Genomic DNA, 13380 nt, shown 5'->3' on the forward strand with positions numbered 1-13380 from the left:
GTCGCCATGTGGATAGATACGCATTGCCATCTCGATGCCCCGGAATTTGCGGGCAATGAACGGCGAATCGCCGCCGAAGCGGCGAAAGAGGGCATTTGCCACATCGTGATTCCCTCGATAGACCGTCCGGGATTCGCCAGAGTGACCGAACTGGCCCATACCTGCGCCAACTGTTCCTGTGCACTGGGCATCCATCCGCTCTATGTCGCCGGCAGCGATGAAAACGACTTGCGCATACTCGACGAGATCCTGCAAAAAGACCGTGCCGATCCGCATCTCGTGGCAATTGGGGAAATCGGGCTGGATTTTTACCTTCCCGAACTGACGCGTTCGCCCTTGCGCGAAAAACAGGAATTTTTCTTTGTCGAACAACTGAAAATGGCGAAAAAACACGGATTGCCCGTGTTGCTGCATACCCGCCGCGCCGTCGATACCGTCCTGAAATACCTCAGACGCCATGACATCCACAGCGGCATCGCCCACGCTTTCAGCGGCAGTCTGCAACAGGCGCAAGCCTTCATCGACCTGGGATTCAAACTCAGCTTTTGCGGCACATCCACCCACGAACGCGCCCGGCAACTCCGCCAACTTGTCGCTACCTTGCCGATCGATACCATCGTCGTTGAAACCGATTCCCCCGATTTGCCCCCGGCATGGAAAAACCGCAAGGAAAACAGTCCGCTGGAACTGCCGCGTATCGGAGAAACCCTTGCCGCACTCCGTGGCATTACGGCTGACGAACTGGCAGAACACACCCGCCGCAACGCCATCACAGCCATTCCGAAACTGGCGCAACGGCTTGCAATATAAATGTACAGCGCCATCACCGGTTTCATCCTCGGCATCGCCGGCCTGCAACAGCAAGCCGCATTGCCCGGAAAAACCGTCCTGCTGATCCTGTCGTCGCTGGCCGTCGCATTCCTCGTTCTTTCCTTCGTCCCTGTGCTCAAACAGCGCTTCGAACCGGCCGTCATGCTCGCGCGCGCACTGGCAGGATGTTGCGCCGGCATCGTCTGGGCATCCGCTCTCGCGTACGTCACCCTGTCTGAAAACCTGCCGCCATCGCTTGAAAACCGCCCGATCACCGTTACCGGCACTATCGCCGACCTGCCACAAGCAACAGAAAACGGCATACGTTTCCCCTTTCATGTCGAACGGGCTTTCTGCGAAAACAAACCCGTCACGATACCGGAAAACATCTTGCTTCACTGGCGAAACACACCGGGAACAGCCGGTGGCGAAAATACCCATCGACTCATGCCGGGACAGAAATGGCGGTTCGACGTCCGTCTGAAACGCCCACATGGTCACGCCAATCCGGGCGGCTTCGATTATGAATACCAGCTTTTCGCCAAAAAAATCCGCGCCACCGGTCATATCGACAACAAACAGGCGACACACAATACCCTGATCGAACCGTTTGTATGGAGCCCGATGCACGTCATCGACGCATTACGCTTTCATATCCGTGAGCGGATCGCCGGCGCATTGCAGGAAGATGCCTATGCCGGCGTCATCATCGCGCTTGTCATCGGCGACCAGAACGCCATATCCCGCGCCGACTGGAAACTGTTCAGCCAGACCGGCATTTCCCATCTCGTCGCCATATCGGGCTTGCATATCACACTTGTGGCAGGACTTTTCGCCGTCCTGACCGGCGCCCTGTGGCGACGCTCCTTTTTCACGAATATCCCGCTGCCGCTCATGCTGCCTGCACAAAAAGCCGCCGCGATCGCCGGTCTTGTCATGGCGCTGATCTATGTGGCGCTGGCCGGCTTCGGCGTCCCGGCACGACGCACACTATGTATGCTTGCCATCGTCGCAGCTGCCCTGTGGAGCGGACGGCAAATCCGCATTTCCCGCGTCCTGCTCGCCGCGGCAGGACTGGTATTGCTCACGGATCCGCCAGCCGTCATGAAACCCGGATTCTGGCTTTCATTCGGTGCCGTCGGCATCATCCTGTACACAACCGTCGGCAGGGTACATCCCGTCACACAGAATACCTCACGACTGCGAAAATGGCTGCACGGTCTCATCGCCGCAGCCAGAACACAATGGGCCGTCACCGCAGGCCTCGTACCGCTGACCATGCTGTTTTTCGGACACATATCCCTCATCGGTCCCGCCGCCAATGCCATTGCCATCCCTGTCGTCACGCTGCTGGTCACGCCGCTGTCGCTCATCGGAAGCATCCTGCCCGAACCGCTTTGCACATACATCCTCAAAACCGCCCATCTCGCTTTCGAGTGGCTCGCCGTTTTCCTCGACTGGCTGGCATCCTTTTCCTTCGCCGTCTGGCATGCGCCATCGCCACCGCTTTACCTCATCGCATTCGCAATCGCCGGAACCTTGTGGATGCTTGCCCCGAAAGGCTGGCCGCTGCGCGCTCTGGGCATCCTGTGCTGGCTCCCCCTGTTTCTGGGTGCCCCCGAACACCCCGAAAAAGGGGAAATGCATGTCACCGTACTCGATGTCGGGCAGGGGGGCGCCGTACTCGTCGAAACACAACACCACCGACTGCTGTTCGATACCGGGCCATCGTATTCCTATGCATCGGATGCGGCAGGGCATATCATCCTGCCCTATCTCCAGACACGCGGCATCCGCGAACTGGACACCATCGTTGTCTCGCACGGTGACGACGACCATGCCGGCGGCCTGCTGGCGATCACACGAGTCATGCCTGCAAAAGATATCCTCACATCCATGTCACCCGACAAACTGCTGGTCAAGGTATTGCCGACACATCGCCCGTGTCTGGCCGGACAACACTGGGAATGGGATGGCATCCGCTTCGATGTTCTCTATCCATCCAGTGATGATTACCTTGAAAAATCATCGAAAACCAACAGTTTAAGTTGTGTTCTTAAAGTATCGAACGAATATCGTTCCGTGCTGTTGACCGGTGATATCGAGGGCAGGGAAGAGCGGGAACTTGTCGCGCGTTACGGAGAAACGCTGCATGCCGACATACTGGCCGTCCCGCACCACGGCAGTGCGACATCATCGACATGGCCATTTCTCCTGGCTGTTTCCCCGGAAATCGCCATATTCCAGACCGGCTACCTAAACCGCTATGGACATCCGAATCCGCGCATCACCGAACGTTACGACATCATGAAAACGTACCTTTACCGGAGCGACCGGGACGGCGCCATTCTCATGAAAATCGGACCGGGAATCGAGACCGTCACACAGCGTTCGGAAAACGCGCGTTACTGGCATACGCCATAACACGCACAAGCCGCAACCCCGTCAGTTCTGCATACCGTTCGCCATCACCATCCTGACAAAACATCATTTGCAAAAAACTTTGAAATACAATAAATTGTAAAACAAACCGAAAGTAAATTGATAAATATCGCACAGCATCCTCAACACTTTCCGGAACCGATATCGACGACATGACGCCTCATCGGACACACCTTTTGCACGGCTGGCTGCGCAAAGCATACATGTACCGGGCAGGGGACCTCGGGCAATGAATTAAATTGCCATGACATCATCACTTTTAAGTTATAATTTGGATTTCCTGCTACGTGCCTAGAGCACCTTCTGTAATGACCAAATTCGTATTCGTCACGGGCGGTGTCGTTTCATCCCTGGGTAAGGGTATCGCCGCCGCATCGCTTGCCGCCATCCTCGAATCGCGCGGCCTTAAAGTCACCATGATCAAGCTGGACCCATATATCAATGTGGACCCCGGCACGATGAGTCCGTTCCAGCACGGCGAAGTCTTCGTCACCGACGACGGCGCGGAAACCGACCTGGATCTGGGCCATTATGAACGTTTCATTTCCACCCGGATGCACAAGGTGAACAACTTCACCACCGGGCAGATTTATGAATCCGTCATCCGCAAGGAGCGGCGTGGGGAATATCTGGGCAAGACCGTCCAGGTCATCCCGCATATCACCAACGAAATCCAGAATTTCATTCACCGTGGCGCGAAAGGTTACGAAGTCGCGCTGGTCGAAATCGGCGGTACCGTCGGCGATATCGAATCCTTGCCGTTTCTGGAAGCCGCACGCCAGCTGAGCCTGCGTGCGGAAAAGAACTCGACGGTATTCATCCATCTGACGCTCGTTCCGTACATCGCTTCGGCAGGTGAGCTGAAAACGAAACCGACCCAGCACAGTGTCCAGAAGTTGCGTGAAATCGGGATTTACCCGGACGCGCTGCTGTGCCGTGCCGACCGGCCGATTCCCGAAGACGAACGGGCCAAGATTTCCCTGTTTTCCAACGTCCGTGAAGACGCCGTCATTTCCGTATGGGATGCCGACACCATCTACAAGATTCCGCAAATGCTCCACGATCAGGGGCTTGATGCCATCGTCTGCGACAAGCTGGGACTGAACCCGCCTCCCGCCGATCTGTCCATGTGGAACAAGCTGGTCTATGCCCTCGAACATCCCGAAACGGAAGTCTCGATCTGCATGGTCGGCAAATATGTCGATCTGACCGAATCGTACAAATCGCTTATCGAAGCAATCCGCCATGCCGGCATCCATACAGGCTGCAAGGTCAACATCGATTTCCTCGACTCGGAAGAAATCGAGGCAAAAGGTACGGCGCACCTGTCGAAATACGACGCCATCCTCGTGCCGGGCGGCTTCGGCAAGCGCGGCGTGGAAGGCAAGATCGCCACGGCGCAATACGCCCGCGAACACAAGGTTCCCTATCTGGGCATCTGTCTGGGCATGCAGGTCGCCCTGATCGAATTCGCCCGGCATGTCGCCGGCCTGACGCACGCCAATTCGACGGAATTCGATCCGGACACCGATCAGCCGGTCGTCGCCCTGATCACCGAATGGCACAACCGCAGCGGCGAACTGGAGCATCGTGACGAAAACTCCGATCTGGGCGGCACCATGCGTCTGGGTGCGCAGACCTGTGCCGTCGAACCCGGTACGCTGGCATCCGAAATTTACGGCAATGTCGTCACCGAACGCCATCGCCACCGTTACGAAGCCAACAACCTGTATCTGGAACGCCTCAAGGAGGCAGGTCTTGTCGTCTCGGCCATGACGCCGACCGAAAAATTGTGCGAAATCATGGAATTGCCGAGAACCGGCAAACATGCGCACCCATGGTTCATCGGTGTGCAGTATCATCCTGAATTCAAATCGACGCCACGTGACGGCCATCCGCTCTTTACGGCCTTCATCAAGGCGGCGATCGCCAACAGACAGGCAAAAGAAGCCAAAGGACAAAAAGCATGAAACTTTGCGGTGTTGACATCGGACTCGACAAACCGTTTTTCCTGATCGCCGGGCCATGCGTGATCGAATCGCGCCAGCTGGCGATCGACACGGCTGGTGCCCTCAAGGAAATGACCGGCGCGCTGGGCATTCCGTTCATCTACAAGTCATCCTACGACAAGGCCAACCGTTCCTCGTCCTCGTCGTTTCGCGGACTCGGTATGGAAAAGGGGCTCGACATACTGGCCGACGTCAAAAAACAGTTTGATGTTCCGGTTCTGACCGACGTCCATACCGAAGCCGAAGTCGGTCCGGTTTCCGAAGTCGTCGATGTCTTGCAGACACCGGCGTTTTTGTGCAGGCAGACCGACTTCATCCAGGCATGCGCCCGCAGCGGCAAACCCGTCAACATCAAAAAAGGACAGTTTCTCGCCCCCGGCGACATGATCAATGTCGTCAGAAAAGCACGTGAAGCCGCTCGTGAGGCAGGTGTTGCCGAAGACAATTTCACCGTATGCGAACGGGGCGCATCGTTCGGCTACAACAATCTGGTTTCCGACATGCGTTCCCTGGCCATCATGCGCCAGACGGGGTGTCCTGTCGTATTCGACGCGACGCATTCCGTCCAGCTGCCCGGCGGACTGGGCGATGCATCCGGTGGCCAGCGCGAATTCGTCCCTGTGCTGGCACGTGCCGCACTGGCGGTCGGCGTTGCCGGCCTGTTCATGGAAACGCACCCGAATCCAGCCGAAGCCAAGTCGGATGGACCCAATGCCGTCCCGCTGGCCCGCATGAAAGACTTGCTCGAACAGCTTGTCGTACTGGACAAGGCCGTCAAGCAGGCGGGCATGCCGGAATTCGGTTTCTGAGAACAAAATACAAAAGATACTAGTTAGTTTGGGAGACATATATTTATGAGCGCTATCGTTGACCTCATCGGACGCGAAATCCTCGATTCCCGCGGCAACCCGACCGTCGAATGCGACGTCCTTCTGGAATCGGGCGTCATGGGACGGGCAGCCGTTCCATCAGGTGCATCCACCGGATCGCGCGAAGCCATTGAACTGCGTGACGGCGATGCCAGCCGTTACAACGGCAAGGGCGTAAGAAAAGCCATCGAACACATCAATACGGAAATCGCCGAAGCGATCATCGGGCTGGACGCCAGCGAACAGGCGTTTCTGGACCGCACCCTGATCGATCTGGACGGTACCGAAAACAAAAGCCGTCTCGGCGCCAACGCCATGCTGGCCGTCTCCATGGCCGTGGCCAAGGCCGCCGCCGAAGAAGCCGGTTTGCCGCTGTACCGTTACTTCGGCGGTTCCGGCATCATGCAGTTGCCGGTTCCGATGATGAACATCATCAACGGCGGCGCCCATGCCGACAACAATCTCAACATCCAGGAATTCATGATCATTCCTGTCGGCGCCAGCTCTTTCTCGGCGGCACTCCAGTGCGGTGCGGAAATTTTCCACACCCTGAAAAAAATCCTTCAGGAAAAAGGCCTGACCACATCGGTCGGCGACGAAGGTGGTTTCGCTCCATCGGTCGCCCATCATGAAGAAGCCATCCAACTCATCATCACGGCCATCGAAAAAGCCGGCTATGTACCCGGAACCGATGTCTGTATCGGTCTGGACTGCGCCGCCAGCGAATTCTACAAGGACGGCAAATATCACCTGACCGGTGAAGGGCTGGTACTCTCGGCAGAAGAATTCACCCATCTGCTCGAAACATGGTGCGACAAATATCCGATCCTTTCGATTGAAGACGCCATGTCCGAAGACGACTGGGAAGGCTGGGCATACCTGACCGAAAAACTCGGCAAACGCGTCCAGCTCGTCGGTGACGATCTGTTCGTGACCAACACCCGCATCCTGCGTGAAGGCATCCAGAAAGGCGTGGCCAATTCGATCCTCATCAAGATCAACCAGATCGGTACCCTGACCGAAACCTTCGCCGCCATCGAAATGGCGAAACGCGCCGGTTATACCGCAGTCGTATCCCACCGTTCCGGTGAAACGGAAGATTCGACCATCGCAGACATCGCCGTCGGAACCAATGCCTTGCAGATCAAGACCGGATCGCTGTCACGTTCCGACCGGATCGCCAAATACAACCAGCTTCTCCGTATCGAGGAAGATCTGGGCGAAGTCGCAAGCTATCCGGGACGAAGCGCTTTTTACAATCTCAAATAACCGTTCGGGCCGGTCATTTGCTGATAACCGGCCCGATTTCCAGTAACCGGTATATTTTCCGATACTGCGCCGACCATCATGCGACTGATTACCATTGCGCTGGCCGTTTTGCTGGTTCTGATCCAGTATCCGCTCTGGCTGGGGAAGGGCGGATGGCTGCGTGTATGGGAATTGCACCGTCAGCTTGAAGCCGTTCAGGAAAAAAACGAGGAACAAAAACTGAAAAACGCCAGACTGGCATCCGAAGTCCGCTCACTGAGCGAAGGCACGGAAGCCATCGAGGAACGTGCACGCAGCGAACTGTCCATGATCCGGAAAGGGGAAATCTTCATTCAGCTTCTGGAAGATACGGATGAGGCACAAAAAACAACACCTATCCCTGAAACACAACTGGAAAGCGACAAAAATTCCCACAACGATTAGAAATACGCTATAATTTAAAAATCGACTTGACGCAGTCAAGACGCCATTCAAAAAATGGCAAATTAAAAAAACTTGACAGCATCAAATGAATTGAATATAATTTTTTTCTCAATTCCTCGATAGCTCAGTCGGTAGAGCGACGGACTGTTAATCCGCAGGTCCCTGGTTCGAGCCCAGGTCGAGGAGCCAGAATACTGGGGGTTACGTGAAAACGTAACCCCTTTTTCTTTATGCGGAAAAAGGGAAATCCTGTCTGACAGGCCATTCTGGTGCCGGATATTTTTCTTACCGAAAAAATATTGTTTCGCAGAAAAAACGCTCAGGCAACTCGGTATATAATAAGCGGCATTCGATACATGACAGACATTGTCCTGTTCCACCTTAACGCACCAAAGGATGAAGATGAAAAACGAAATCGAAATGTACGTCGTGGAAGGTCACAAGGCCTGTGATCTGGCCTGCCAGTTTCTGGAATCCAGAGGTATTCCTTTCAAGAAAATCGTCGTCGGCGTCAATATGAACCTGGCTGTCGAAATGTGGGCACGTTCCGGCTGCCATACATTGCCGCAGATTTTCATCGGATACGACCATGTCGGTGGCCTTCCGGAATTGCTGGATATGGCCGAAAGCGGCGAACTGGACAAACGTCTGGGAAAATAAATACACGGCGTCCGTAATGCCGCAGGCATGGCGAAAGCCACCCGGCAAAACCGGACAAACCTGAAAGGGTAACGGAAGTTACCCTTTTTTATGCGTTTTTTGCCCATCCTGATACACCGTTTTGCCAGCTAACCGTCAGACCGGCATTTGCCGTCCGGCGATGTCATCCGGATATCGGACCGTTCGCACAACCGGCGAAAGGTCTTGTGCGGCATTGCGTAAAACCTGGTATCCGGCCGTTTCCGGAAAAACTTCCCGTCGCCATTGCAGACTCGTATTTTGATACTTTCATGAAATTCGTCGCCATTGCCTTGCCTGTGCTGCTGGCTGCCGCCGCCGGACTGGCCGGATGCAACCAGACATCCGAAAAACCTGCCGTAACGCAAAACGTCACTCATACGCCCTTCGTTCAGCACCCGGAAAACGCTTTTTCAAAAAAACTCGATCTGTACACACAAGCCTATTATCTGCTGATGAACGGTCCGGACAGCCTGCAACCGGCATACAACACTTTTCATCTGGTCAGAAAAGCGAAATCCGCCGACGACATCCGTTTTTCGACATCCCGCTCGTTGAACAGGGGACTGGAACTTTTCGGGCAGGGGCTGGCTATCGAAGATGAAAACCTGGGCGATCTGGATGACGCGGTACGCAATGCATGGCAGGCCGGAAACAAGCTGAGACAGGACGAACAGGAACTGGAACCGTATTTCCGCAATCGCGAATACCGCAAAGACCATCTTGCCAAGGCCAGGGCATCGTACAACGCTATCCAGAATGACTACGAAGCCATGTTTTCCCACATGGCGAAAATCGAAACCTTGCTGCTTCAATACCGCAAGGAAGAATCTGTCCGACGAATGGACTTTTTCCGTGAAAAAGGCGACTGGCTGGGATACTACACAGAAGAAAGCATCCAGAATGCGCAAGACTTGCTGGCGTTGTTTGCCGAATCGGAAGAACCGCTGGACAGCACCACACTGTATGCCAGGGGTAACCAGCTCTTGCGCAGACTCGAAACCTCGCTGGCTGCCCAGCGCAAGGCATATGAAGAGGCCAGGGCATCCAGCAGAAAAAATACGGCCGCATCGCTTTCGGTATACCGTATCCTGACGAGCCTTGTCGGCAGTTACCGCGACCTTCGCCAGCACAAGAAAACCGGCGATCTGGCCGCCATGCACAAAAAATTCAACGACGCACTGATGGCGAACAGACGGAGAACAGGCAAACCGTACTGATACTGTACATCGCAGTCAGTATGCGCAGAACAACGACGCGCGGCCATACTGGCATAATCGGCACATTTCAGTTATCTTAATCCCGTCATCCCCATGAAATGCCGCCATGAAGCATTCTGTATTTCTCCGGCTTGCCATGCTGGCCATCGCGCCATTTGCCCTGTCCGGATGCTACTATGCGATTCCGACGATTGTCGAAGCCGTCAACCAGAACCGTCTGCAAAACGAATCGGACGGTGCGGTGGCGGAATCGGCCACCGGCGCACTGAAACTGGTGAACAAGGACGGTACCGCACGGACGGAAAAGCTCAACAACTGCATCACAGCCTACAACAGCATCATGGTCGGATCATGGAGCCTGTGGCCATCCTTTCATACCTTGCAAAACCATACTTTCAAGGCACAGTCAACCGACACCATTTCCTTCCCCATCGTCGATGGTCTTCCCAAAGGACTGATTTTGCTGAAAAAATGCCAGGCCAGCACCGATACATCAATGCCCGAACTGGATGAAGCCATCGCCGCCGCCGTCAAGGCGGGCGAAAAACTCCGTACCGATGAACAAACCAGTCTGCCATATTTTCGCAACCAGATGTACCGTCGCGACGACCTGGCCGGCGCGAAAAAAATCTTTCCGATCCTGCAACAGGACTACGACAACATGATCGCCGCGATGGATCGGCTCGGTACCATCCTGTTCGGCATGCAAAAAACGGAAACGGAAAAACGGATCACAGCCTACCGCAGCAGCAAAAGCATGATCGGATACTACACCGAAACCAGCCTGCTGCTCGCACAGGAACTCGTGACGCTGCTCAACCAGCCGCAACAAACAATCGCCATGAAGGCAAGTTGCACTCAATGCGATACGCTGGTTATGCAAATGGAAAGCGCGCTGGAAACGCAGCAAAAAATTCTGGACAAGGCCTATCCTCAGCGTGACAAAAACAAGGGACTGGACAACATCCGCGAAAACCTGACCCGGATGATCGCCTGCTATCGCGATATGAAAACCGACAGGAAAGCCATATCGTTCAACCGCATGATGAAACGTTACAGCGACGCCATCGAAAGCTACAACCGGATCGTCCGGTATTCGCCGCTCGTCTGACCGGTTCCCGATACCGGAACCGGATCGCGACAGACTGCGACAGGATACAAAAACACCCGAAAACGACAGACAGCAGGCCGCACTTTCCGGTATCATGAGGCATACCGGTATTGCCCGGTTCCATACTCAAACGCTCAATACCAGAAGGCATTTCATGACGACACCTTACGACAGTTTCATTGAATGGTTCGGCAAGCTGCCGCTCAAATACCGGCAGGATCTGGCATCGGAAATCGCTTCGCTGTTGCCGGGTATGGATGTCAATCCGTACCATCGCAAATTTCTCGATGATTTTTCCGCACAACTTGAGGCTATCCGAAAAAAAGGGCATCGCGAGGAATACGGTCTGATCTTGTGCCTGAAGACGCTCACCGAACATATCGTCACCGAAAAAAACAGGGACAACAGCGGTTGGGAAAAAGAAAAAGCAGAGCTTGACGAAATGGTCAAAATGACGGGAAGCTGCTCCATGGCGACCCATGCATCAGAACTTGCCATGCAATACAGTCAATGGAAAGCCATCGGCGACATGTGGCAGGAACTGGCAAACAGCACCCTGACGCCACAAGTCATCGAAAACTGGCGGCAATCCGTATCGCCATCGACGCACATTCTCTGACAAAACGAATACTTGCGGTGTTTCCCGTGTCCTTGCCCGACAAAAAGGGCAGGGCATCGTTCCTTTCCCCAAACATACACAATCGCCGTAAACAAACGATATCGCCTTTTCAGGGGCGGCACCGATCAAGCCGCCATTTCGTCATCGTTTATCCCCGTCAGAACCGTCATACACTTCCTGATTCTCCAAACCAATTTCCGTTTTCCGGAAAAACAGTCATCACAAGCCAAATTCCCCCGAATTTATTTTACATGTCAAATTGTTGTTTGAGAACAATAATCATTTCTTATATTTAATGATAATTGTTCTCATTTAGAGACTTTCTCTCTATAATTGCCTCCAGCATGCGCATGCGAGCAACTGTTCTTTAACAATTCATTTTGAGGATTTATTCACAATGAATAAAACATTACTCGCGTCTTTAATGGCAATGGGGATTGCCGGTATGGCGCATGCACAGACCAATGTCACCATCTACGGTACAGTCGATACCGGTTTCATCAAGGAAAGCGGATCGGATGTCCGGATGGGGAGCAACGACGACAGTCTGATCGGCGTGCGCGGCACCGAAGAACTGGGTTCCAGCGTGAAAGCGACATTCCAGCTTGAACGCCGCTTCGACCTGAACAATGGGGTGAAATTCTCCGGCAACAATGCGCTGGATATCCTTCAGGGGGCTGACCCCAACGGGGAAAACGGTGTTGAATGGCAGGGTGCCGCCAATGTGGGCTTGCAAAGCGAAAGCATGGGGGCCATCCGTTTGGGGCGTGTCAATGACGTCGCCATCGAAAACTTCGGCGATATCGATCCGTTTGCCGTAACCGGTGTCGGTTCCGCTCTGGTCGGATACAACATTCTGTATTCCGAACAGTTGGCAAACACCGTCCGCTACGACAGTCCGACATGGGCCGGTTTCGGCATCAATCTGAGTTATACGCTCGGACAGGATACGCACGGTAGCCAGAACTGGTATCACAACAACGGGAACGACGGCTTCGGTATCGGCATGAAATACGATGGCGGGGCGCTGATGCTGACCGCCAACTACGACAGGCTGGCCGACTCGGACAATTCCTGGCTCTGGAACATCGGCGGTGCATATACGTACGAAGGCTTCACAGTATCCGCAGGTTATCAGGACACGACGATCAAACGGGCCGCCGCCAGTATCCTGCTGGACAATTACGGCATGGAAATCGGCCAGAAAGACTGGCTGATCGGTCTGCAATACAACACCGGTCCGCATACCGTCAAATTCTCGTACAACCGTGGTGAGCTCGAAAGCCACGGAGATTATGACGGCAAGGTCAACAAGTATGCTGTCGGGTATACCTACGACCTTTCCAAACGGACTTCCCTGTATGCCATGGCATCCTATACCGACAGTGACAACGAAGCGGTCGGCGAAATCTACAACAGCAATGGGGTTGCTGACGATTCCGTCACCGGTGTCCAGATCGGTATCACCCACAACTTCTGACTTCCCTTCAGAGCGGTGGCAAAACGGGTTGCCGGCTATTGCCGGCAGCCCGTTTTTCATATCCTGTCCATCAGGCACGGCGGGGCCATGCGTGTATTATAACGTAACTGTTTTTATCTCGCCGGCGACCCCGTTTCCGGCCATCGGCCACAAGCGAACCGCGAAAAACGGTATGCATGGCATATCTGTCCGTCCCCCCATGCACGGTACACTATCTTTCCCGGCATGCCATCATATGCCGCGCCATACGATTTGATTTCATCCGCATATCGACAATCCAATTCATAAAAATCACTTTCAATCAAGATATTACAACGATTTTTTCATGTCATTTCATTAAAACGGAAATGTCAGTTCGTATTCCTGGAAAGCCTCCGTATATCCCCGACAGGGAAAGCTTTGCCTGTCTGTCGACAAACGATGATGTTAAGATAAAAGCATTGCGCCATC

The 13380-nt window shown here is 54.2% G+C and carries 11 protein-coding genes and 1 tRNA gene; all 12 read left to right on the top strand.

Annotated elements, in window-relative coordinates:
- Nucleotides 1-6 precede the first annotated feature (6 nt).
- The 12 genes from NAI64_RS03345 (at nucleotide 7) to NAI64_RS03400 (ending at nucleotide 12930) form a co-directional block, all read left to right on the top strand.
- Nucleotides 7-810 (top strand): TatD family hydrolase, encoded by an 804-nt coding sequence (locus NAI64_RS03345; RefSeq protein ID WP_269297747.1) that lies wholly within the window; start codon nucleotides 7-9, stop codon nucleotides 808-810.
- Nucleotides 811-3234 (top strand): DNA internalization-related competence protein ComEC/Rec2, encoded by a 2424-nt coding sequence (locus tag NAI64_RS03350; RefSeq protein ID WP_269297749.1) that lies wholly within the window; start codon nucleotides 811-813, stop codon nucleotides 3232-3234. It begins immediately after the preceding gene.
- 326 nt (nucleotides 3235-3560) lie between these two features.
- The gene (locus tag NAI64_RS03355) at nucleotides 3561-5222 is read left to right on the top strand and encodes a CTP synthase (RefSeq protein WP_269297751.1); all 1662 of its coding nucleotides are present in this window, start codon (nucleotides 3561-3563) and stop codon (nucleotides 5220-5222) included.
- Nucleotides 5219-6070, top strand: a complete 852-nt coding sequence (gene kdsA / locus NAI64_RS03360) for a 3-deoxy-8-phosphooctulonate synthase (protein ID WP_269297752.1) — start codon at nucleotides 5219-5221, stop codon at nucleotides 6068-6070. Before NAI64_RS03355 ends, kdsA begins: the two co-directional genes overlap by 4 nt.
- 45 nt (nucleotides 6071-6115) lie before the next feature.
- Nucleotides 6116-7399, top strand: coding sequence for a phosphopyruvate hydratase (gene eno / locus NAI64_RS03365; protein ID WP_269297754.1), 1284 nt, complete (start codon nucleotides 6116-6118; stop codon nucleotides 7397-7399).
- Nucleotides 7400-7477: 78 nt separating this feature from the next.
- On the top strand, nucleotides 7478-7822 hold the full coding sequence (gene ftsB / locus NAI64_RS03370) for a cell division protein FtsB (protein ID WP_269297756.1): 345 nt from the start codon (nucleotides 7478-7480) through the stop codon (nucleotides 7820-7822).
- Between the two features lie 113 nt (nucleotides 7823-7935).
- A tRNA-Asn gene (locus NAI64_RS03375) sits at nucleotides 7936-8011 on the top strand.
- Nucleotides 8012-8224: 213 nt separating this feature from the next.
- Nucleotides 8225-8482, top strand: a complete 258-nt coding sequence (locus NAI64_RS03380) for a glutaredoxin domain-containing protein (RefSeq protein WP_269297758.1) — start codon at nucleotides 8225-8227, stop codon at nucleotides 8480-8482.
- A 290-nt stretch (nucleotides 8483-8772) separates the two neighbouring features.
- A complete protein-coding gene (locus NAI64_RS03385) occupies nucleotides 8773-9720 on the top strand; it encodes a DUF3829 domain-containing protein (RefSeq protein WP_269297759.1) in 948 nt (315 codons plus the stop codon).
- Nucleotides 9721-9826: 106 nt separating this feature from the next.
- Entirely contained in the window at nucleotides 9827-10831 is a 1005-nt protein-coding gene (locus NAI64_RS03390; RefSeq protein ID WP_269297761.1) for a DUF3829 domain-containing protein, read from the top strand.
- Nucleotides 10832-10985: 154 nt separating this feature from the next.
- Nucleotides 10986-11450, top strand: a complete 465-nt coding sequence (locus NAI64_RS03395) for a hypothetical protein (protein WP_269297763.1) — start codon at nucleotides 10986-10988, stop codon at nucleotides 11448-11450.
- 397 nt (nucleotides 11451-11847) lie between these two features.
- On the top strand, nucleotides 11848-12930 hold the full coding sequence (locus NAI64_RS03400; protein WP_269297765.1) for a porin: 1083 nt from the start codon (nucleotides 11848-11850) through the stop codon (nucleotides 12928-12930).
- Nucleotides 12931-13380: the final 450 nt, after the last annotated feature.

This window comes from Oxalobacter paeniformigenes (assembly GCF_027158465.1).
GTDB classification, from domain to species: domain Bacteria; phylum Pseudomonadota; class Gammaproteobacteria; order Burkholderiales; family Burkholderiaceae_D; genus Oxalobacter; species Oxalobacter paeniformigenes.